At 68.9% G+C, this 20,139-nt stretch carries 19 protein-coding genes; 9 read left to right on the top strand and 10 right to left on the bottom strand.

Going from position 1 to position 20,139, the window contains the following annotated elements; all coding sequences use genetic code 11:
• Positions 1–4 precede the first annotated feature (4 nt).
• Positions 5–1,204: a pyridoxal-phosphate-dependent aminotransferase family protein gene (locus ACMUOO_RS08900; RefSeq protein WP_301919173.1), complete on the top strand. Its 1,200-nt coding sequence runs from the start codon at positions 5–7 to the stop codon at positions 1,202–1,204.
• Positions 1,205–1,213: 9 nt separating this feature from the next.
• On the opposite strand, the gene ACMUOO_RS08895 is transcribed toward ACMUOO_RS08900, so the two are convergent.
• Together ACMUOO_RS08895 and ACMUOO_RS08890 are read right to left on the bottom strand one after the other, a co-directional pair.
• Positions 1,214–1,618 (bottom strand): DUF305 domain-containing protein, encoded by a 405-nt coding sequence (locus tag ACMUOO_RS08895; protein ID WP_413855036.1) that lies wholly within the window; start codon positions 1,616–1,618, stop codon positions 1,214–1,216.
• Positions 1,619–1,642: 24 nt separating this feature from the next.
• A complete protein-coding gene (locus ACMUOO_RS08890) occupies positions 1,643–2,749 on the bottom strand; it encodes a pyridoxal phosphate-dependent aminotransferase (protein ID WP_301919171.1) in 1,107 nt (368 codons plus the stop codon).
• 113 nt (positions 2,750–2,862) lie between these two features.
• On the opposite strand from ACMUOO_RS08890, the gene ACMUOO_RS08885 reads away from it, so the two are divergent.
• On the top strand, positions 2,863–4,488 hold the full coding sequence (locus tag ACMUOO_RS08885; RefSeq protein WP_301919432.1) for an MFS transporter: 1,626 nt from the start codon (positions 2,863–2,865) through the stop codon (positions 4,486–4,488).
• 57 nt (positions 4,489–4,545) lie between these two features.
• On the opposite strand, the gene ACMUOO_RS08880 is transcribed toward ACMUOO_RS08885, so the two are convergent.
• Positions 4,546–7,734 (bottom strand): valine--tRNA ligase, encoded by a 3,189-nt coding sequence (locus ACMUOO_RS08880; RefSeq protein ID WP_301919170.1) that lies wholly within the window; start codon positions 7,732–7,734, stop codon positions 4,546–4,548.
• A gap of 170 nt (positions 7,735–7,904) precedes the next feature.
• Here ACMUOO_RS08880 and ACMUOO_RS08875 point away from each other — a divergent pair, with 170 nt between their 5' ends.
• Positions 7,905–8,573, top strand: coding sequence for a hypothetical protein (locus ACMUOO_RS08875; protein WP_301919169.1), 669 nt, complete (start codon positions 7,905–7,907; stop codon positions 8,571–8,573).
• Positions 8,574–8,609: 36 nt separating this feature from the next.
• On the opposite strand, the gene ACMUOO_RS08870 is transcribed toward ACMUOO_RS08875, so the two are convergent.
• Genes ACMUOO_RS08870 through ACMUOO_RS08860 form a run of 3 tightly spaced genes read right to left on the bottom strand, consistent with a single transcriptional unit; the run spans position 8,610 to position 10,233 of the window.
• Positions 8,610–9,095, bottom strand: coding sequence for a VOC family protein (locus tag ACMUOO_RS08870; RefSeq protein WP_301919168.1), 486 nt, complete (start codon positions 9,093–9,095; stop codon positions 8,610–8,612).
• Positions 9,092–9,880, bottom strand: a complete 789-nt coding sequence (locus ACMUOO_RS08865) for a VOC family protein (protein ID WP_413855035.1) — start codon at positions 9,878–9,880, stop codon at positions 9,092–9,094. The genes ACMUOO_RS08870 and ACMUOO_RS08865 overlap by 4 nt, the downstream gene beginning before the upstream one ends.
• A complete protein-coding gene (locus ACMUOO_RS08860; protein WP_301919166.1) occupies positions 9,877–10,233 on the bottom strand; it encodes a DUF1428 domain-containing protein in 357 nt (118 codons plus the stop codon). Before ACMUOO_RS08860 ends, ACMUOO_RS08865 begins: the two co-directional genes overlap by 4 nt.
• 83 nt (positions 10,234–10,316) lie before the next feature.
• Between ACMUOO_RS08860 and ACMUOO_RS08855 the strand changes: the two genes are divergently transcribed.
• Entirely contained in the window at positions 10,317–11,003 is a 687-nt protein-coding gene (locus tag ACMUOO_RS08855) for a winged helix-turn-helix transcriptional regulator (protein ID WP_301919165.1), read from the top strand.
• A 115-nt stretch (positions 11,004–11,118) separates the two neighbouring features.
• Entirely contained in the window at positions 11,119–12,060 is a 942-nt protein-coding gene (locus ACMUOO_RS08850) for a GNAT family N-acetyltransferase (RefSeq protein ID WP_301919164.1), read from the top strand.
• An 8-nt stretch (positions 12,061–12,068) separates the two neighbouring features.
• Here ACMUOO_RS08850 and ACMUOO_RS08845 read toward each other — a convergent pair whose 3' ends face one another.
• The gene (locus ACMUOO_RS08845) at positions 12,069–12,500 is read right to left on the bottom strand and encodes an Lrp/AsnC family transcriptional regulator (protein ID WP_301919163.1); all 432 of its coding nucleotides are present in this window, start codon (positions 12,498–12,500) and stop codon (positions 12,069–12,071) included.
• A gap of 223 nt (positions 12,501–12,723) precedes the next feature.
• On the opposite strand from ACMUOO_RS08845, the gene ACMUOO_RS08840 reads away from it, so the two are divergent.
• Positions 12,724–13,869 (top strand): type III PLP-dependent enzyme, encoded by a 1,146-nt coding sequence (locus tag ACMUOO_RS08840; RefSeq protein ID WP_301919162.1) that lies wholly within the window; start codon positions 12,724–12,726, stop codon positions 13,867–13,869.
• 3 nt (positions 13,870–13,872) lie between these two features.
• Here ACMUOO_RS08840 and ACMUOO_RS08835 read toward each other — a convergent pair whose 3' ends face one another.
• Positions 13,873–14,538, bottom strand: a complete 666-nt coding sequence (locus ACMUOO_RS08835) for a hypothetical protein (protein WP_301919161.1) — start codon at positions 14,536–14,538, stop codon at positions 13,873–13,875.
• A gap of 417 nt (positions 14,539–14,955) precedes the next feature.
• Between ACMUOO_RS08835 and ACMUOO_RS08830 the strand changes: the two genes are divergently transcribed.
• A complete protein-coding gene (locus ACMUOO_RS08830) occupies positions 14,956–16,044 on the top strand; it encodes a DUF2235 domain-containing protein (protein ID WP_413855032.1) in 1,089 nt (362 codons plus the stop codon).
• Here ACMUOO_RS08830 and ACMUOO_RS08825 read toward each other — a convergent pair.
• Both ACMUOO_RS08825 and metF read right to left on the bottom strand, forming a co-directional pair.
• Positions 16,028–16,516, bottom strand: coding sequence for a PaaI family thioesterase (locus tag ACMUOO_RS08825; protein ID WP_301919160.1), 489 nt, complete (start codon positions 16,514–16,516; stop codon positions 16,028–16,030). The genes ACMUOO_RS08830 and ACMUOO_RS08825 overlap by 17 nt on opposite strands.
• A 132-nt stretch (positions 16,517–16,648) precedes the next feature.
• Positions 16,649–17,515, bottom strand: coding sequence for a methylenetetrahydrofolate reductase [NAD(P)H] (metF, locus tag ACMUOO_RS08820; protein WP_301919159.1), 867 nt, complete (start codon positions 17,513–17,515; stop codon positions 16,649–16,651).
• Between the two features lie 102 nt (positions 17,516–17,617).
• Here metF and ACMUOO_RS08815 point away from each other — a divergent pair, with 102 nt between their 5' ends.
• On the top strand, positions 17,618–18,523 hold the full coding sequence (locus ACMUOO_RS08815) for a LysR family transcriptional regulator (protein ID WP_301919430.1): 906 nt from the start codon (positions 17,618–17,620) through the stop codon (positions 18,521–18,523).
• Between the two features lie 58 nt (positions 18,524–18,581).
• Positions 18,582–19,982, top strand: a complete 1,401-nt coding sequence (locus tag ACMUOO_RS08810; RefSeq protein WP_301919158.1) for an MFS transporter — start codon at positions 18,582–18,584, stop codon at positions 19,980–19,982.
• Positions 19,983–20,139: the final 157 nt, after the last annotated feature.

Genomic DNA, 20,139 nt, shown 5'->3' with positions numbered 1-20,139 from the left:
GCCCATGAGTCTCGGACACGGTCGCCCCTATCTCGCCATTCCCGGCCCCTCGGTCATGCCGGACCGTGTTCTGGCCGCCATGCACCGCGCCGCGCCCAACATCTACGCCGGGCCGCTCCATGAGACCACGGCGCGGATCGTGGCGGACCTCAGGCGCGTGGCGCGGACCACGGCCCATGTGGCGATCTACATCGCGAACGGCCACGGCGCCTGGGAGGCGGCGAACGCCAACCTCTTCTCGCGCGGCGACCGCGCGCTCTGCGCGATCACCGGACGTTTCGGCGAGGGCTGGGCGGCGTCGGTGGCGCGGATGGGCGTCCGGGTGGACCGCATCGACTTCGGCCGCGTCGCCCCCGCAGATCCGGGGCGGATCGCCGAGGCGCTGGAGGCGGACCGGGGACACGAGATCGGCTGCGTTCTCGTGACCCATGTCGACACGGCGACGTCCGTTCGCAACGACATCGCCGCGATCCGGGCGGCAATGGACGCGACGGGCCATCCGGCGCTGCTCGCTGTCGATGCCATCGCCTCGCTCGGCTGTGACCCCCTGCATATGGACGAATGGGGCGTCGATGTGCTGGTTTCCGCCAGCCAGAAAGGACTGATGACCCCGCCTGGCCTCGGCTTCGTCTGGTTTTCCGACAAGGCGCTGCGGGCCTGCGGGGGATCCGACCTAAGGACGCCCTACTGGGACTGGACGCCGCGTGCCAACCCGGTCGAGTACTGGCAGCATTTCTGCGGCACCGCGCCCACGCACCACCTCTTCGGCCTTGCCGAGGCTCTGACGATGCTTCTGGACGAAGATGGGCTGGAGGCCGCCTGGGCACGTCACGAACGGCTCGCGGGTGCGGTCTGGGCCGCATTCGACGCCTGGGGCCGGGCAGGAGACATTGCGCTCAACGTCCCCGATCCCGGTCATCGCGGCCGGTCGGTCACGGCCGCGCGGATCGGCGGCGGCGGGGCCGGGCGGCTGCGCGCCTGGTGCGAGGAGGAGGCGGGCGTGACCCTGGGCATCGGTCTTGGCATGGCCGATCCGGGCAGTCCGGCCTACGAGGACTTCCTGCGCGTCGCCCATATGGGCCATGTGAACGCGCACATGACCCTTGGTGTCCTGTCGGTCATGGAGGCCGGGATGCGGGCGCTCGGGATCGCTCACGGGCACGGGGCACTCGAGGCTGCCGCCGCGGCGCTCACCCCTGGCTGAGGCGCGCCTTCACCGGCCGTGCCTGGCGAGCCAGTCCGTCATCCAGGCGATCTCGGCCTCCTGCGCGGCAATCACCCCTTCGGCGAGCTTGCGGACCTCGGGGTCCTTGCCGTGCTCCAGCACGATCTTAGCCATCGCCACCGCGCCTTCGTGGTGCGGAATCATGCCGCGGACGAAATCCACATCGGCGTCCCCGGTCATCTCCATCGTCATGGCCTCATGCATCTTCGCGTTGACTTCGGCGAAGGCAGTTGCCGCAGGGCTCTGTGCGCCCGCGGCGGCGTGGCCGGAATGGTCGGTCGTTTGCGCGTGGGCCGCGAGGGGCAGAAGGCAGAGGGCGAGAAGGGTCTTCCGCATGGATGTCTCCTGTCGGTGCTGTGGTGCTAGCGGAGCATCCGCGGTGACGCGCCGCAAGTCACGTTGCGGTGACGCGGGCGGTCAGCCGCGCGCGACGGCGAGCGCGTCGGGAAGGGCGGTGGCGAAGCGGGCGAGGTCCTGCGGCCGGCCGCAGCTGACCCTTATGCAGCGGTCGTGCGGCGCGACGAAGGGCATCCGCACGAAGATGTCGCGGGCGACGAGCTCGGCCAGCACCTTGCGGGCGAAGGCGCCGTCCGCTCCGCAGTCCATGGTCACGAAGTTGGTGGCCGAAGGCAGGGGGACAAGCCGGTTCAGCCGCGCGATCCGCGCGAGTTCCACCCGCGACGCTTCCACCCGCTTGACCACTTCGGCGAGCCAGGCCTGATCGGCCAGGGCGGCAAGCGCGCCGGCCTGAGCGATACGGCCGACGCCGAAATGGTTGCGGATCTTGTTGAAGGCCGAAACGAGCGGCGCCGTACCGATGGCGTAGCCGACGCGGAGCCCTGCCATTCCGTAACCCTTTGAGAAGGTGCGCATGCGGATCACGCGCGGGTCTTCGGCATCGATGACCGGAGCGGTACCCCCGGGCGCAAGGTCGACATAGGCTTCGTCCAGCACCAGAAGCGTGCCCTCCGGCAGCGCCCCGATCATCCGCGATATGTCCTCGGCCGGATGGGCCGAGCCCATCGGATTGTCGGGGTTGGCGAGATAGACGAGCTTGGCGCCGGTTTCGGCAGCTTTCGCCGCCAGCGCCTCGGGGTCCTCGAAATCGCCGGAATAGGGGACCTTGTGGAGCACGCCCCCGAAGCCCGCGACGTGAAAGTTGAAGGTGGGATAGGCGCCGTCCGAGGTCACCACCGGATCGCCAGGGTCGACCAGAAGCCGGACGAGGTACCCCAGAAGCCCGTCGATGCCTTCGCCTACGACGATGTTTTCCGGCCGGACGTCGTGGTGGGCGGCAAGCGCCTCGCGCAGGTCGTGGATTTCGGGGTCGCCATACATCCAGACATCGCGGGCCGCCTTCTGCATCGCGATCACGGCGCGCGGCGAGGGGCCGAAGAGGCTTTCGTTCGCGCCGAGGCGGGCGGCGAAGGGGCGGAAGCGGGCGCGCTCCTGCGTCTCGGGCCCGACGAAGGGCACGGTCGCGGGAAGGCCGAGGGCAAGCGGCGTGTAGCGTGGTCCGGTCATGACGCGAGGAGAAGCAGAAAGCGGCCGGCCGGGCAAGCGCCTTCGCCGCCCCTTGCGGCACGGCCCGGGGCGGGCGAGAAAGGAGGGGCCCGCCGCATCACCGGAGAAGACAGATCGCAGTCCCGACCACCCTCGCGCCCTTCTCCAACCGGACCTTCCGGGACCTCTGGCTCGCCAGCCAGGTCTCGAACCTCGGCTCGCTCATCCAGGGCGTTGGCGCCGCCTGGGCGATGGGGCTGATGACCGAGAGCCATTCGATGGTGGCGCTCGTGCAGTCGTCGAACACCCTGCCGATCATGGTCTTCGCGCTCGTGGCCGGGGCGCTCGCCGACAGTCTGGACCGGCGTCGGATCATGCTTCTGGCGCAGGCCTTCATGTTCGCGGTCTCGGTCGCGCTCGCGGTCGTCGCCTGGGCGGGGTGGCTGACGCCATGGCTCCTCCTGGCGCTCACCTTCCTCATCGGCTGCGGCGGGGCGCTCTTCAACCCTGCGTGGCAGGCCTCGGTCGGCGACATCGTTCCCCGTGAGCAGGTGCCGGGTGCGGTCGGATTGAATTCCATGGGCTTCAACCTCGCGCGGTCGGTCGGACCGGCGCTCGGCGGCGCAATCGTCGCGGCGGCGGGCGCGGCGGCGGCCTTCACGGTCAATGCGGCAAGCTATGTCGCCTTCATCCTCGGGATCGTCCGCCTCAGGGTGCCCGAGCGCGACCTCACGCTGCCGCGCGAGGGCGTCGCGCCGGCGATCGGCGCGGGGTTCCGCTACCTCGCGATGTCGCCGGCACTTCTTCGCGTGATGGCGCGCGCGGCACTCTTCGGCGCGGGCGCCTCGTCGATCCTCGCGCTCCTACCGGTCTATGCGCGCGACACGATGGAGGGCACGGCCGTCACCTATGGCGTCTTCCTCGGCTGCTTCGGGGTGGGGGCGATCGGCGGGGCGCTGATGAACGCCTGGTTCAGGGCGCTCTTGCGCAACGAACGGGTCGTGGAAATCGGCTTTGCCGGGTTCGCCCTCGCCGCCGCCGTGCTGGCGCTTCTGCCGGTCGCCTGGGCCGTCATCCCGGCGCTTGTGCTCGCGGGGGCCTGCTGGGTGCTCGCGCTGTCCCTCTTCAATACGACGGTGCAGCTTTCCACCCCGCGCTGGGTGCTGGGCCGCGCACTCGCCTTCTACCAGATGGCGGCCTTCGGCGGGCTCGCCGCGGGCGCCTGGGCCTGGGGCGGGATCGCCGATGAGGCCGGCATTGCCGTGGCTTTCGGGATTTCGGCGGCCGTGCTGGTGGCGGGTGCGCTCGCCGGCTGGGTCTTCCGCGTCTCGGACTTCGGCGAGGTCGACTTGACGCCCCTCGGGCTTGTCACCGCGGCGGAGCCGCAGATCGACCTGCGCGCCCGCAGCGGGCCGATCTTCGTCATCGTGGACTACGAGATTGCCCAGGACGATGTGCCGGAGTTCCTGGCGCTGATGCAGGAGCGCCGCCGCATCCGCCTCCGCGACGGCGCGCGGCGCTGGGCGCTCTTGCGCGATCTTGAGCGGCCTGAGGTGTGGAGCGAGAAGTACTACGTCCCGACCTGGGTCGACTATGCCCGCCACCTTGCCCGGCGAACGAAGGCGGACGACGCCGTGCACAAGGCCATCCGTGCGCTGCACCGGGGGGCAGAGCCGCCGAAGGTCACCCGCAAGATCGAACGGCAGACGGTGCCGCGCCACGACGACGCGCCCCCTCTGGCGCCGTCCGACCTCGCCTGAGGGCCGGGGGGCGCTGCCCCCCGGGACCCCCGGAGTATTTCGGCCACAATGAAAGCGTCAGCCGATGTCGGCGAGGCGCTTCAGGGCGGCCCTCATCTTGACGGCTTCCTCCTCGGCCAGGCCGAGTTTCTCGCGGGTCTCCCCGACGATCTCCTCGGGCGCGCTCCGGACGAATTTCGGGTTCGCGAGACGACCCTTCAGGCCCGCGATGTCCTTCTCCAGCTTCTCCAGCGTCTTGGAAAGGCGCACCTTTTCCGCGGCGATGTCGATCACGCCTTCGAGCGGGATCGCGAAGCTGCCGCCTTCGACCGCGATGGTGATCGCGCCTTTCGGGGCGGCGGCTTCGGTCATCCCGTCGAGCCGGGCGAGGCGGGTGATCATCGGCTCGTTGGCGGCCCAGGCGGCGCGGCCCTTCGCGTCCATCCCGGTCATGACGATGGGCAGCTTGAGGCCGGCCGGCACGTGCATCTGGGCGCGGGCAGATCGGATTTCCTCGATGAGGCCGATCACCCAGTTCATCTCGCGGTCGGCGCTTTCGTCAATGAGTTCAGCGCCATAGGTCGGCCAATCGGCATGGACGAGCAGCTTCGGCCGCGCGCCGGTCTGGCCCCAGAGCTCCTCGGTGATGAAGGGCATGATCGGATGGAGGAGGATCAGGCACTGGTCGAGAACCCAGGCCATGGTGGTGCGTGTCTCGGCCGCATGCTCGCCGTCCATCAGGGGCTTGGCAAATTCCACGTACCAGTCGCAGACCTTGCCCCAGACGAAGGCATAAAGCGTGTTTGCCGCGTCGTTGAAGCGATAGCTGGTCAGCGCTTCGTCCACGGCGATGCGCGCGCGCGCGGTTTCGCCGATGATCCAGCGGTTGACCGTATGTTTCGCGTCGGTTTCGGGTCGGTTCTCCGTCCCGCCAACGTCCCGGTGCAGGGCGCCGTTCATCTCGGCGAAGCGGGTGGCGTTCCAGAGCTTGGTGGTGAAGTTCCGGTAGCCGGCGATGCGGTCCTTCGAGAGCTTGAGGTCGCGGCCCATCGCGGCCATCGCGGCGAGGGTGAAGCGCAGGGCATCGGCGCCGAATTCGTCGATGAGCGCCAAGGGGTCGATGACGTTGCCCAGGGACTTCGACATCTTCCGGCCCTTCTCGTCACGGACGAGGGCGTGGACATAGACGGTGTGGAAGGGGACCTGCCCGACGACGGCCAGTTGCATCATCATCATCCGGGCGACCCAGAAGAAGATGATGTCGAAGCCCGTGACGAGGACGTCGGTCGGGAAATACCTCCTGAGGTCCTGCGTGTCCTCGGGCCAGCCGAGCGTGCCGATGGGCCAGAGGCCGGAGGAGAACCAGGTGTCGAGCACGTCGGGGTCGCGCCAGACCGGGTAGATGAGGCGGGTCGGGTCCTGCGTGACCTCGTATTCGCCGAGCGCGCCCGTGAAGGCGGCGATGGCCGCGTGCATGTCGGCGACCTCGACGATGCGGGCCGCGTGCAGCGGGGTCGGCAGGACGGCGAGGTCGTCGCGGGCCATGTCGGCGGCAGCCTCGAAGGTCGCGGCGCAGTAGGCGGCGGGGTCCTGTTCGTCGAAGGCGCCCTCGCGCAGGAGGCGGAACATCTCCACCTCGTCGAGATCGCCGTCGGCCTCGTCGTCGGCAAAGGCGATCGGATGGATGCCGAGGCCGTACCAGACGGGAATCTGGTGCCCCCACCATAGCTGGCGCGAGATGCACCAGGGCTCGATGTTCTCCAGCCAGTGGAAATAGGTCTTGGCGTCGCGTTCGGGCAGGATGCGGGTGTAGCCGGCCTTTTCGTCGAAGTGGCCTGCGTCCTGTGCCGCCATGCCGTCGCGGACGGCTTTCAGCGCGGGCCCCACGATCTTGGCGGTATCGACGAACCACTGGTCGGTCAGCATCGGCTCGATGACCACCTTCGAGCGGTCGCCGAAGGGCTGCATGATCGGCTTCGCCTCGACGAAGGGGACCCGTTCCAGATGCTCGGCGCCGGTCTCGTCGTCGATGGATTTGACGAGGGTGGTCACGGCAAGCCCCTCGGAGTTGATCTGCTCCACGACGCGCGCGCGCGCCTCGTAGCGGTCGAGGCCGCGCAGGTCGTCGGGGACGAGGTTCAGCGCGTCGGCCTCCGCCTCGGTCAGGCTGCGGTCGCCGCGCGCCACCTCCATCGCGACGGCGGCGGCGGCGGCGTAGGGCAGGCCGTCGGCGCGCATCTGCGCCCTGGTGTCCATCAGCCGGTAGCATGGGATGTCGTGCCGCCTGGCCACGCCATAGTCGTTGAAGTCGTGGGCACCCGTGATCTTCACGGCGCCGGAACCGAAAGTCGGGTCGGGGTAGTCGTCGGTGATGATCGGGATCAGCCGGCGGTGCTCTTTCGGCCCGACCGGGATTTCGCAGAGCTTCCCGACGATTGGCGCGTAACGCTCATCGGAGGGGTGAACTGCGACAGCGCCGTCGCCGAGCATCGTCTCGGGCCGCGTCGTGGCGATGGAGATGTAGTCGCGGATCTCGCGGAAGGTGACGTTCCCGTCCTCGTCCTTCTCGACGTATTCGTAGGTCTGGGGCTTTCCGGTTTCGGGATTGGCGGCGAGCGGATACTTGAAGTGCCACATCTGGCCCGGCACCTCGACGTTCTCGACCTCGAGGTCGGAGATCGCCGTTTCGAAATGCGGGTCCCAGTTCACGAGACGCTTGCCGCGGTAGATGTAGCCCTTGTTGTAGAGGTCCACGAAGACCTTGATCACGGCATCGTGGAAATTGCCTTCCTCGCCCTCGGGTGCGCCGGGCGCGCCGGACATGGTGAAGGCGTTGCGGGTCCAGTCGCAGGAGGCGCCGAGACGCTTCAACTGGTTGACGATCGTGTCGCCCGACTGGCCCTTCCACTCCCAGACCTGTTTCAGGAACTTCTCGCGCCCCATCTCGCGGCGGCCGGTCTGCTGCGATTTCGCCAGTTCCCGCTCCACAACCATCTGGGTGGCGATGCCGGCGTGGTCCTGCCCCGGCTGCCAGAGCGTGTCGAAGCCCCGCATCCGGTGCCAGCGGACGAGAATGTCCTGCAGCGTGTTGTTGAAGGCATGACCCATGTGGAGCGAACCGGTGACGTTCGGCGGCGGGATCATGATGCAGAAGGTTTCCGCGCCCGGGGTCGCGTTGGCGCCGGCCCGGAAGGCTCCGGCCCGTTCCCAGAGAGCGTAGAGGCGTTCTTCCGCCTCGGCGGCGTTGAAGGTCTTTTCCATCGGCATCGTCGGCTTCCGTCCTTGGGTCGCTTTCCCTTAGCGAAACCGCGCCGAGAGGGGAAGGGGCGCGCCATGAGCCCGGGCGGGACGCTGGCCCCGCGGGATCGGGCGTAAGTGCCTTCATGTGGCCATGTTGCGGTGCTTCAACGCGGCTTCGGCAAGGGATCCTCGCACCGATGCTGCGTCACGTCACCGTTCTGGCCTGCATTCTCCTTCTCATGGTTGCGCCTCCGGCCGTGGCCTCGCCGCGGAGCGATGCGGAGTTCATTGCGGCGCTGCTCGTTCGAACTGACGCCTATCGGAACATGCTTCATGACCGGCTCACCAACGCTCGGATGAACAGGGTCAGAGCGCGCCTGTCCGAGCATTCCGCAAAGGTGGCGGACCAGGACAAGCTGGCCGAACTGCTCTCGGACTTCGAGGTGCCCGAGCCTGTCGTGGAACGGATCGAACAGATCGTCGCGGACAAATTGCTTGAAACCATGGCGCCGGAGCGGCTCGCCTTGCTTGCGGATCATTTGCGAGCCGATCCGGATGATCGGGATGCGCGCAGCGGCGGTGCAAGGCCAAACGATGCAGAGCGGGCGATGACCATCGACGAGTTCAGGGAAAAGGTGGAAGAGCTGCAGCGACTGACGGAGGACCCGGCTTTCGCGCGCGAGATGGAGATGTTTTCCATCGGGGTCATGCTGATCTCTCTGGCCGTTCAGGCGAGCGTGAGTGTCAATGCCGACCCGAGCCCGTCCGAACTGGCGGAACTGCTTGAGGTCGACGGTGTTTTCACCTTCCCGAACCGGATTGCCCGCAGGGACCTGATCCGCGACCTGCGTGCCGCGGATCCCTGACCCGATCGCCGCCTCGGCGCCGCGTCAGGCGCCCCGCTACCGTCCCGCCCGCGCCGCCTCGATCGCGGCGATGTCGATCTTGCCCATGGTCATCATCGCCTCCATGGCGCGACGGGCGGCGGCGGCATCGGGGTCCTTGATCGCCGCGAGCAGTGCGCGGGGCGTGATCTGCCACGAGAGGCCGAAGCGGTCCTTGCACCAGCCGCAGGCGCTTTCCTGCCCGCCATTGCCGGTGATGGCGGCCCAGTAGCGGTCGGTCTCCTCCTGCGTCTCGGTCAGGACCATGAGCGACACCGCCTCGTTGAAGGTGAAGTTCGGGCCGCCGTTCAGGCCGACGAAGGGCTGGCCGAGCAGGGTGAATTCGACCAGAAGCTCGCCCCCGGCCTTCATCGAGGGATTGTCGGCGGGGGAGGCAAGGACATGGCCGAGATGGCTGTCGGGAAAGGTGGCGGCGTAGAATTCCGCCGCCTCGCGCGCGGTGCCGTCGAACCAGAGGCAGGTGATCATGCGGTCACGGGTCATGGCGTGTGCTCCATCGGGCCGACGACGGCGAAGCGCGCGCCCTGCGGGTCGCGGGCCTGGGCGATGAAGGCGCCGCCCGGAACCTCCTGCGGCCCGTGCAGGATCGTGCCGCCGGCCGCGCGGATCCGCTCCATCGCGGGCGCGATGCCGTTCGCGCCGAAGTAGGGCAGCCAGGCCGCGCCAGGCATGTCCGGTGCAAGACCCATCATGCCGCCGATGTCGCGGTCCTGCCAGCGGAAGAGGTCGTAGGAGCCCATCGCACCCATGTCCATGCTCTGGCCCGGTTTCCAGCCGAGCACCTTGCCGTAGAAGGCCATGGCGGCCTTCTGGTCGCCCGTCGACAGTTCGTTCCAGTTGCCGTGGCCGGCCTTCGACTGGTCGAAGGCGGTTCCGCCGCCGCCGCCCGGCATGGGCGCCGGTTCCAGGATGCCGAAGCCGGCGCCGGTCGGGTCGGCGAGGATCGCGAAGCGCCCGGTGCCGGGGATCGGCGCGACCGGGCGGTGCAGGGTCGCCCCGGCCGCGACCATCTCGGCCACCGCGCGGTCGGCATCGTCCACGGCGAAGTAGATCATCCACATCGGCGCCATGCCGGCGGCATCGGGGGGCATGTCCATCGCGCCCGCGACCATCTCGCCGCCGATGCTGGCGAGGTGGTAGGTGAAGCCCTCCATCCCCGCGTCGGCGAAGGTCCAGCCGAGGGCCTTCGCATAGAAGTCGCCCGCCTCGGCGAGCTTGCCGGGCGCGGTCGAAAGCTCGTACCAGCAGGGGCTGCCATGGTGGGTCATGCCGCCGTTCCTTCCATCAGCAGGGGCTCGAATCCGCCCCAGATCATCCGCTTGCCGTCGAAGGGCATCCCGGAGATGTCGGGGTCGAGTTCCATCATCTTCCTGTAGGCGGCGTCGCGGGTCGCCTTGTCGGGCCAGACCATCCAGCAGAGGACGACGGTTTCGTCGGCCGTCGCATCGACGGCACGGAAGAAGTCGGTCTGCTTGCCGTGGGGCACGTCGTCGCCCCAGCCGACGCCGAAGGCCGTGGCGCCCATGTCGCGGAACGTTGGCCACCATTTCGCCTCGTGGGCGCGATATTCCTCGCGTTTCCCGGTTGGCACCGGAACGACGAAGCCGTCGATGTAAGGCATGGCGATTCCCTTCCTGTCGCGGATCCTGTTGCGGCGGGGATGCTCTTCGCTTAAGTTGTAAAATGCAACTGATAGTTGGAAAAATGAACGAAATCGGCAAAGGGCCGCCCCGTCCCCCCCGCAGCGTCTATGACGAAGGCTGCATCGCCGCCCATGCGCTCGACCTTCTGGGCGACCGCTGGGCGCTTCTCGTGATCCGCGAGCTGATGCTCGGGGCCAAACGCTTCCAGCTTCTGCGCGCCGGGCTGCCGGGGATCAGCGCCTCGGTCCTGACACAGCGGCTGGAGGGACTGGAGGCAGGGGGCATCCTGCGCCGCGTGACCCTGCCCGATCCGGCGGCGGTGCAGGTCTACGAGCTGACCGAGCTCGGCCGCGGGGTGCGTCCGGTCATCGACGCGCTCTGCCGGTTCGGGGCGCGTTTGCCGGGGCATGATCCGAGGAAATTCATCAGCCCCACGGCGCTCATGCTGTCGATGGCGGCGATGGTGGACCGCAGGGCGGCGAAGGAGGCGGCGATCGCCGCCGGCTTCGACATGGGGCGGGAGAGCTTCCGGGGGGGCCTGGAGAACGGCCGCTGGGAGGTCGAGAGGGGGCCGGCCGAGGGCGATGTGGTCTTCGCGGGCAGCGCCAACGCGCTCGCCGGCGTCGTCTACGGGGCGCGGCGGCTGGAGCACTGGCTCGGGTCCGGGACGGTGACGTTCCGGGGCGATCCCGCGACGGGCCAGCGGTTCCTGGACCTCTTCCGGCTGAAGGGGCGGGCCGGCACCTGACGGCGCCCCCTGCTTCCGGGCATGGCCCCGGCAGGCACTGTTGGCCGCGCGTGTGCCCCGGCGTATCCTTGCCGCGGTCGTTCCGGGGCGGGACTGTCCCGAGGGGAGGCGAATGATGACGAAGGCGATAACGCTCCGCGAGGCGCGCGCAGGCGATCTTTCCGCGGCCTATGCGCTCTTCCGCCGGTCGATCTACGACTACCTGTTCCGCGTCGGCTTCGTGGACGAGGCGACGGCGAGGAACCCGCCCGTCGAATCATCCTGGAAACGTCAGGGCACATGGATCACCCACCTCTGGGGCACGGCGGCCGAAAACTGGGTTGCCGAGGATGCCGGGGGCGGCCTTGTCGGGTGGGCGCTGAGCGTCCTCCGCGACGGCCATCTGGAACTTTCCATGTTCTTCGTCGAGCCGGGTGTCCAGAGCGGAGGCATCGGCCGCGCACTTCTTGCGCGGGCATTCCCCGTCGGGCGTGCCCGGGGGAAATCCATCGTCGCCACGCAGGACGAACGCGCCCTGTCGCTCTACCTCAGGTCGGGCGTGCACCACCGGACAACCTCGCTCGACGTGAAGCTCGTCGCCGGGCCGGTCGTCCCGGCAACGGACCTGGTGTTCGAGCGCCTTGTGCCGGGACCGGAGGCGATCTTGGCGATCGTGACGCTGGAGCGCGAGGTGCTCGGGTTTCGCCGCGACGAGGACATCGGCTTTCTCCTCGGGATGCGGCCGGCATTCCTGGCGCGGCGCGGGGGCAGGCCGGCCGGATATGCCTTCGGGATCCAGCCCAATCCGCCGGACGCGGACGGCTTCGAGCCGACCGCCGGCCCGATGGCTTCGCTGGACCCGGCCGACATTCCGGCGCTGATCGACCATGTCACGCGGGAAGGACCGGAGGGGCAGGGGTTCTTCGTCACTGTGCCGATGGCCAACCGGGTGGCGCTCGACCACCTGCTCCGGGCTCGCGGCGGGCGGCTCGATCCCTTCTACCTGATGATCCTGTGCAGCGACGACGCGGCGCGGTTCGACCGGTACGTACACACCTCGCCGTCGTTCATCCTCTGACCGCGGCCCTAAACCGCCCGGTCGAGCTTGGTCGAAAGGTGGATGAGGCTTTCAGACGACTTCACCCCGGTCATCTCGCCGATCTGGTCGAGCACCTCGTCGAGCTGCGCCGTGGAGGCGGCGGCGACCTGGAGAAGGAGGTCCACGCGACCCGAGGTGGTGTGGATGCGTTCGACTGCCGGCACGGCCTTCAGCCGGGTCAGCACGTTGGCCTGGGCGCGCGGCTCGATCGTCAGAAGGACAGTCGCGCGGATGCGGGTGGCGCGTGCGGCCTCGCCGAGCTTCACCGTGTAGCCCGCGATGACCCCGGTCGATTCAAGCCGCTCCAGCCGTGCCTGGATGGTGGAGCGCGCAACCTTCAGCCGGCGCGCCAGAGTGGCCACCGACATGCGTGCATCTGCACCGAGCTGGCCGAGGATCGCCCGGTCGAGGTCGTCCATTCTGCAACACCGTCGTTTTGATTTGCTTCATCGTCATAATAACGACCGTGCGCCACAAATCTACCCTTTTCATCGGTCAGGTTGTGTCCCATATCGCGCACACTTCGTTCAGGAAAAGGGCGGCTCATACGCACCTGGCCTGGTTGGTTGAAACGCGTAAGCGTCTCCCGACCCGTCAAGCCGGGGCAAGAGGTGGCTGCGCTCTGTTGGCAGGAGCAGGCCGATGGGGCTTTCCAAGACCATATGGACGAATCCGTCCGAATTTCTCCGTATCGAGCGGCCGGTCGACCCGGTCATGTTCTTTGCGCCCGCCGTCCTCCAGGCGACGGCGCACCGGTTCCTCGACGGCTTTCCGGGCCTTGTCACCTATGCGGTGAAGTCGAACCCCGACGAGATGGTGATCCAGAACCTCGTCGCCGCGGGGGTCGAGGGCTTCGACGTGGCTTCGCCCGCCGAGATCGAGATGATCGCCCGGCTCGCCCCGACGGCCGCCATGCACTACAACAACCCGGTCCGCGCCCGCCACGAGATCGATTACGCAGTCGGGATGGGCGTGAAGTCCTATTCGGTGGACAGCCGGTCGGAGCTTGCCAAGCTCATCGAGCTGGTGCCGGCCGAGGGCACGGAAATCTCCGTCCGCTTCAAGCTGCCGGTCGCCGGGGCCGCCTACAACTTCGGCGCCAAGTTCGGCGCGACGGTGGAGGTTGCGGCGGAGCTTCTGCGGGCGGTCGAGGCGGCGGGCTTCATCCCTTCGCTCACCTTCCATCCGGGCACCCAGTGCACCGACCCGATGGCCTGGGACGCCTACATCCGCGCGGCGGCCGAGATCTGTCGTCTGGCGGGCGTGAAGGCGCGGCGGCTGAATACCGGCGGCGGCTTTCCCGCGCACCGGGTGGAGGGCGAGCTGCCCGCGCTCGAGGCGATCTTCGCGCTCATCGCCCGCGTGGCGGACGAGGCCTTCGACGGCGCTCCGCCGGCGCTCGTCTGCGAGCCGGGGCGCGGCATGGTGGCCGAGGCCTTCACGCTTGCGGCGCAGGTGAAAGCGGTGCGCGACGATGCCCATGTATTCCTCAATGACGGGACCTATGGCGCGCTCGACGAACTGCCGCTGGCGGGCATGATCACCCGCATCGCGGTGCTGGCGCCCGAGGGCGGGCGGCGGACGGCGGAAGCCGCGCCCCGCATTGTCTTCGGACCCACCTGCGACAGCGTGGACCGGTTGCCGGGCGAAGTGATGCTGCCCGGCGACATTGCCGAGGGCGACTATGTCGTGCTTTCGGGGATGGGCGCCTATTCGACTGCGACCAACACCCGCTTCAACGGCTTCGGGGCGCTGACCATCGCGACGGTGATGCGGCTCGATCTCTAGGCCCTACCATAGGGGCGCGGCGCAGATCGGCCGAGGTTCCGGCAGAAGCCCGAACACCATGAGGACGAGACCGAACGCGTAGGTGCCGGCAACGGCGCCTGCGCCGGCGGCAAGTGCCGCGGCAGCAAAGTGCCAGAGGCGCCGCCGCGGGCTCGGCGTGCCGGGTGGGATCGCCGCCATCGGGCCGTAGATCAGGACGACGAAGACCCATAGGACCGCACCTTGCGGCAATCCCTGGAGACCCGCGAGGAACGCCGCGCCCTTCTGTTCCAGAAAGACCCCCATCGCGCCGTTCACGGCGAAGCACTTTCCCACCGAGAAGCCGAAGCGGCGAACGAGCCAGGCCCAGGCGAGGCCGAGGCCGGCATAGAAACCGGCGCCGATCATCAGGTCGCGCCCCAGTTGCGGGTGGAAGAGCGCGGGCTGCGGCGTGCAGGCGGCATAGTGCCCGGCCCAGGCGGCCAGTTCCACGGCCATCCCCGTGGCGACCGCGGCGAGGACGAAGCCCGGACCCGAGGTGCGCTGCCCCGGCGCCATCAGGAGAACGGCCACGAAGACGGTCCAGACCAGCGCCTGCGTTTCGACGGGCCGCGCCATGATACCCGCGAGCGGCAAGAGGCCGCTGAGGGCGAAGGCCAGGCGGAGACCGGGGCGCGAGGTGCGACGCATTTGCCGCGAGCCTAGGCGGCACAGGGCCCCGGCGGCAAGGCTGCGCCCTGCGGTCCCCGCGCATGAACGGCCGGCCGTGCCGCGACGTCTGCCCCGATCCGCCACGAAAAGGCCGCTTGCCCGATCAAGCTTTCGTCAAACTTCCGTGGTTAGCCTGAGGCGGCCGGGCGGCAGACCCATATTCGCCGAAAGGGCCAGAGAGCCGCCCGTGAATTGCCCGCTCCGCCGGGGGCGGGAGGAGAGTCCGATGACGGTAGACCAAGGGCCGGGGTTCCACGCAGGCCACGCCGGTTGGCGGGTGCGGAGACTGTCCCCCGCAGGGAAACGGGAACGGGGCGGCACGACGGGTAAGGTGTTCCGGCATTTCGCTTCCGGCTCGATCCGTCATAGGATGAAGAGCAGGGAAGGGGAGGGTCGTTGCGGGTGACGCGGCTTGCCGAAAAGCTGCTTCGGATATTCAGGATCGGCCGTCAGGTCGAGACCCAGGCCCCGCCGCGCGGCCGCGCACCCTGCATCCATGTAATCCTGCTCGACGGAACGCTCTCCACGCTTGCGCCGGGCTGCGAGACGAACATCGGGCTGATCTACAAGCTCCTGAAATCCGCGCCCTCGTCGGCGCGTCTCTCGCTCTACTACGAAGCGGGCGTGCAGTGGCACATGTGGCGCGACACGCCCGCCGTCGCCATGGGGCGCGGCATCAACCGGCAGATCCGCCGGGCCTACGGCTGGCTCGCCACCCGCTACAGGCCGGGCGACCGGATCTTCTTTTTCGGCTATTCGCGCGGCGCCTATGCCGTCCGCTCGCTCGCGGGGGTGATCGACCAGGTGGGGCTCCTCCGGTCCGACTGCGCGACGGAGCGCAATGTCCAGCTTGCCTACCGCTATTACCAGCGCGAGCCGGGCAGCCCGGGCGAGACGGTCTTTCACAAGCGCTTCTGCCACGACCGGGTGGAAATCGAGATGATCGGCGCCTTCGACACGGTGAAGGCGCTGGGCGTGCGGCTGCCGGTCCTCTGGACCTGGACCGAGCCGCAGCACGAGTTCCACAACCACCACCTCAGTCCCGTGGTCAAGGCGGGTTTCCACGCGCTCGCGCGGGACGAGACGCGGGCGGCCTTCGACCCGGTTCTGTGGGATTCTCTGGCTGGCGACTGGAAGGGGCGGCTGGAACAGGTCTGGTTCCGCGGCGCGCACGGCGATGTGGGCGGGCAACTGGCCGGATTCGCCGCAGCGCGGCCGCTCGCCAATATCCCGTTGGTCTGGATGAGCGAGAAGGCGGAGGCTTGCGGCCTGCCCCTGCCGGAAGGCTGGCGCGCGCGGTTTCCGACCGATCCGCAGGCCCCGTCGATCGGGACGACGCGAGGCTGGGGCAAGGCCTTCGTCCTCAGGGCGAAGCGGAAGGTCGGGCGCGATCCGTCCGAATCGGTGCATCCCACGGCAGTTGCCGTCCGGGCGCGGCCGGGACGCTGGCACGTGCCGGCGCTGCGGCTCAGCCGGCGGACATGACGAGGCAGGTGGTCGAGCCGGTGGCGTAGAGCTTGCCGTCCTCGGCGCTGCGGATCTCGCCCCGGGCGACCCCGGTCGAGCGGCCGGCGTGCTGGATCAGCCCCTCGGCCACCACCCGCATCCCGAGAGGCACGGGGCGGGTGACGTTCACCCGGTATTCGAGCGTCGTGTAGTAGCTCCCCTTCGGCACCGTCGTCATCACGGCGCAGGCCATGCAGCTGTCCAGAAGCGCGCCATACCAGCCGCCGTGCGGCGCGCCTGTGGGGTTGGTGTGGGCAAACTCCGGCCTGCCCTCGAAGACGACGCGGCCCGGATCGACCTCAATGACGCGGAACCCGAGTGTCGCGCCAATGGCCGGGCCGGCAATCCGGCCGTCCAGCACCGCGCGCATGTATTCGAGCCCCGAGAGCGACAGGAACCTGTCGCGCGGCAGGAGGTCGGCGGGACTCCGGGCAGGGAAGGCGTTCGACATGGCAGGCTCCGATTGTGGCGCGCCAGAGCTATCCTTCCCGCCGGCCGGTGGAAAGCCGCCTCCTCGGCCCGACCGAAAAAAACGGCCCTGAACCGCGATGACGGTCCAGGGCCGGAAACAGAGACGTGCCGGTCAGGCCACGTTCTGCAGGGAGACCTCCGGCACGATGCCGAGCGCGAAGCACACGTTGCGCGTCATCTGCGGCCGGTTGAGTGTGTAGAAGTGCAGCGCGTCCACGCCTTCCTCTATCAGGCGTTCGCAGAGGACGGTGCACTGGGTCAGCGCGAGAAGGTCCTCGCGGCCGTCGCGGATCGCATGGGTAAAGGCTTCTTCAAGCCGCGGCGGGACATGGGTGTTGCAGCGCTCCGCGAAGCGGCGGGCGCCTTCCCAGGAGATGATCGGCAGGATGCCGGGCACGATCGGCACGTCGATGCCGGCCCTGGCGCAGGCGTCGCGGAAGCGCAGGAAGGTCTCGGCCTCGAAGAAGAACTGGGTGATGGCGCGGCTCGCGCCGGCATCGACCTTGCGCTTCAGCCACTCGACGTCGGCCTGCTGATGCGCGGCCTCCGGGTGCGACTCGGGATAGGCGCCGACGGCGATGTTGAACTTGCCGGTGGCGGCGAGCGCCTCGACCAGTTCCACCGAATTGGCGAAGCCGTCGGGATGGGGCGTGAAGCGCGCCGCCCCTTTCGGCGCATCGCCGCGAAGGGCCACGATATCCCGCACGCCGGCCTCTGCATAGGCGTCGGCGATTTCCAAGGTCTCCGCCTTCGTCGCGTCGACGCAGGTGAGGTGGGCGGCGACACGCAGGCCGTAGTTCCTGCCGATGGTCGTCACCGCCTCGTGGGTGAGTGCGCGTGTCGTGCCACCCGCGCCATAGGTGACGGAAACATGTTCGGGCTTCAGCGATTGCAGCGCGTGGACGGTTTCCCAGAGCCGGAACGAGGCGTCGAGCGTGTGCGGCGGGAAGAATTCGAACGAGAGGCGGGGTGCTGACATGGCTCGGCTCCTTTTGCTTTCCCCCTTGTCGCAGGAATCGTGATGTGAGACAAATTCATAATCCTCAAGATAAATATGAGGTTCATACCAAGTTTTGGCGCCATGCATCTCGAACTCAGGCATCTCAGGACGATCAAGGCGATCCATGACGCGGGCGGGCTTGCGCGCGCGGCAGAGGTGCTGAACATCACCCAGTCGGCCCTTTCCCACCAGGTGAAGGGCCTGGAGGATCAGACGGGGGTGGAGCTCTTCGTCCGCCGGTCCAAACCGCTGAAGCTTTCGGCGGCGGGCCAGCGGCTGCTCCGCGCGGCCGAGAAGGTGCTGCCGGAGATCGCGGCGGTCACCGAGGAGTTCCGCGCGCTGCGCTCGGGCAAGACCGGGCGGCTCCATATCGCCATCGAATGTCATGCCTGTTTCGACTGGCTCTTTCCCGTGCTCGACGCCTTCCGGCGCGCCTGGCCCGAGGTGGACGTGGACATCCGCCCCGGCCTCGCCTTCGAGGCGCTGTCGGCGCTCGTCCGCGAGGAGGTCGATCTGGTCATCTCGTCGGACCCCGAGACCCTGCCGGGCGTGGTCTTCAACCCGCTCTTCGACTATGCGCCGACGCTCGTGGCCGCCGCAGACAGCCCGCTTTCGGCGAAGGAATGGATCGAGGCAGAGGACCTGCGCGACCAGGTTGTCATCACCTATCCGGTGGACCGCACCCGGCTCGACGTCTTCACCACGCTGCTGACGCCGGCGAAGGTAGAGCCAGCAGCGGTGCGGCAGGTGGAACTGACCGCCGTCATCCTGATGCTCGTCGCCTCGGGCCGCGGCGTCTCGGTCCTGCCCGACTGGGTGCTGCGCGAGGTGAAGTACCGGCCCGACTACGTGACCCGGCGACTGACGCGGGGCGGCGTGACGAAAAGGATGTACGCGGCGGCCCGGGCCGAGGATGCGACGCGGCCCTTCATGGCGCATTTCCTCAGGCTGGCGCGGAGCGAGCCCGTCAAGCTCCAGCGCGCCTGACGGCTTGACCTTGCCCCGCCCCGCGGGCCTCATGCCGGCCGGAGCGGGGGGGCAGGGCATGGAAGGGCCGGTTCGGACGGCGGGATGGCGGGACCTGCTGGGGGCGGGGCACCTCAGCGTGCTCATTCTCGTCTGCCTCGGCCCCTGGCTCCATGCCGCCGACGCTCTGCTCATCACCACGATGATGCCGGCGATCGTCGACGACATCGGTGGCGCGACGCTCGTCGCCTGGAACTTCGCGATCTACGAGGTGGGCTCCATCGCGGCGGGTGCGGCGAGCGGGCTCGTGGCGGCGAGACGCGGGTTGCGCCGGCCGATGGCCGTTGCGGCGGCGGTCTTCGCCCTGGGCTGCGCGGTCGCCGTGGTCGCCCCGAGCATGCCGGTTCTCCTGGCCGGGCGGCTTGCACAGGGCGTGGGCGGCGGGGGCCTCGTTGGCCTGTGCTATGTCGCGGTCGTGCGGCTCTTTCCCGGGCCGCTCATGCCGCGGGCCATGGCCGCCGTGTCGCTGACCTGGGGCGCATCGGCCTTCGTCGGACCGCTCGCAGGTGGGTTCTTCGTCACCTGGGCCGACTGGAGGACGGGTTTCGCCTTCTTCGGCCTTCAGGCGGCGGCGCTCGCACTCTGGATCTGGTTCGGGCTCCGCTCCGTGCCCGAAGCGCCGGCGGCGGCGGCCACGCGGCTGCCCTGGCGGCGGCTTGCCCTTCTCTCGCTTGCGATCCTCGGCGTCGCCTTCGCCGGGATCGTCGCAGCCGTGGAGTGGATGGCGCTGTCGCTTTGTCTGGGCTTGGCGGCGCTCGGGCTCTTCGCGCGGCTCGACGGGCGGGCGGGGCCGGACCGGCTCTGGCCGCGGGGGGCGCTCGATCCGCGGGGGGCGGCCGGCGCGGCGGTGGTCATGGTTCTGGCGATCAACGTCGCGACCATGGGCGTGGCAACCTACGGCCCGATTCTGCTGGAGCGCATCCACGGCACGGCGCCGTTGATCTCGGGCTGGATCGTGGCAATCGTCTCCATCGCCTGGACCGCCTCTGCCGTGCTGGTCGCCGGGGCGCCCGAACGGTACGATTCCCGGATCATCGCACTCGGCATGGCCATCGTCGCGGTCTCCGTCGCGCTGTCGGTCCATGCCGTGCCCGAGGGGCCGGTCGCGCTCGTGGCGCTGGGGATGGCGCTTGAGGGCCTTGGCTACGGCATGGCCTGGACCTTCATCCTCAGGCGTGGCGGCAGGCTCATCGCGCCCGAGGATGCCGACCGTTTCGCAGCCGCCCTGCCGACGGTGGCGCGGCTCGGCTATGCCCTCGGCGCCTCCTTCGTCGGCATCCTCGCGAACCGCGCCGGATTCGCCGCCGCCACCGGCCCGGACGAGATGGCGCATGTCGCGCGGGTGATCTTCGCGGGCAGCCTGCCGGTCGCGCTGCTGGGCCTTGCCGCGATGCTGCGTTTCGTGACGGCCCGAGGCTGAGGCTTGCACCGCGCGCCGTGCGGGCGTTTTATCGTCGGGGGAGGACCCGACATGGAAACGCCGCATCCGTTCCTCGACCATCCTTTGCCGCTTGCCTTCGCCCACCGCGGCGGATCGCTGGAGGTCGAGGAGAACACGGATGCGGCCTTCGCCCACG

The sequence above is a fragment of the Albidovulum sp. genome, from assembly GCF_041919395.1.
In the GTDB taxonomy this organism is placed as follows: domain Bacteria; phylum Pseudomonadota; class Alphaproteobacteria; order Rhodobacterales; family Rhodobacteraceae; genus Albidovulum.
This window is presented reverse-complemented; position numbering and strand designations above follow the sequence as displayed.

What these genes read in the sequence shown, in the direction of transcription:
- ACMUOO_RS08900 (WP_301919173.1), top strand. Translation starts at nt 5, where the DNA reads ATGAGTCTCGGACACGGTCGCCCCTATCTCGCCATTCCCGGCCCCTCG.
- ACMUOO_RS08890 (WP_301919171.1), bottom strand. Translation starts at nt 2,749, where the DNA reads ATGACCGGACCACGCTACACGCCGCTTGCCCTCGGCCTTCCCGCGACC.
- ACMUOO_RS08880 (WP_301919170.1), bottom strand. Translation starts at nt 7,734, where the DNA reads ATGCCGATGGAAAAGACCTTCAACGCCGCCGAGGCGGAAGAACGCCTC.
- ACMUOO_RS08875 (WP_301919169.1), top strand. Translation starts at nt 7,905, where the DNA reads ATGCTGCGTCACGTCACCGTTCTGGCCTGCATTCTCCTTCTCATGGTT.
- ACMUOO_RS08870 (WP_301919168.1), bottom strand. Translation starts at nt 9,095, where the DNA reads ATGACCCGTGACCGCATGATCACCTGCCTCTGGTTCGACGGCACCGCG.
- ACMUOO_RS08865 (WP_413855035.1), bottom strand. Translation starts at nt 9,880, where the DNA reads ATGACCCACCATGGCAGCCCCTGCTGGTACGAGCTTTCGACCGCGCCC.
- ACMUOO_RS08860 (WP_301919166.1), bottom strand. Translation starts at nt 10,233, where the DNA reads ATGCCTTACATCGACGGCTTCGTCGTTCCGGTGCCAACCGGGAAACGC.
- ACMUOO_RS08855 (WP_301919165.1), top strand. Translation starts at nt 10,317, where the DNA reads ATGAACGAAATCGGCAAAGGGCCGCCCCGTCCCCCCCGCAGCGTCTAT.
- ACMUOO_RS08850 (WP_301919164.1), top strand. Translation starts at nt 11,119, where the DNA reads ATGACGAAGGCGATAACGCTCCGCGAGGCGCGCGCAGGCGATCTTTCC.
- ACMUOO_RS08845 (WP_301919163.1), bottom strand. Translation starts at nt 12,500, where the DNA reads ATGGACGACCTCGACCGGGCGATCCTCGGCCAGCTCGGTGCAGATGCA.
- ACMUOO_RS08840 (WP_301919162.1), top strand. Translation starts at nt 12,724, where the DNA reads ATGGGGCTTTCCAAGACCATATGGACGAATCCGTCCGAATTTCTCCGT.
- ACMUOO_RS08835 (WP_301919161.1), bottom strand. Translation starts at nt 14,538, where the DNA reads ATGCGTCGCACCTCGCGCCCCGGTCTCCGCCTGGCCTTCGCCCTCAGC.
- ACMUOO_RS08825 (WP_301919160.1), bottom strand. Translation starts at nt 16,516, where the DNA reads ATGTCGAACGCCTTCCCTGCCCGGAGTCCCGCCGACCTCCTGCCGCGC.
- metF (WP_301919159.1), bottom strand. Translation starts at nt 17,515, where the DNA reads ATGTCAGCACCCCGCCTCTCGTTCGAATTCTTCCCGCCGCACACGCTC.
- ACMUOO_RS08815 (WP_301919430.1), top strand. Translation starts at nt 17,618, where the DNA reads ATGCATCTCGAACTCAGGCATCTCAGGACGATCAAGGCGATCCATGAC.
- ACMUOO_RS08810 (WP_301919158.1), top strand. Translation starts at nt 18,582, where the DNA reads ATGGAAGGGCCGGTTCGGACGGCGGGATGGCGGGACCTGCTGGGGGCG.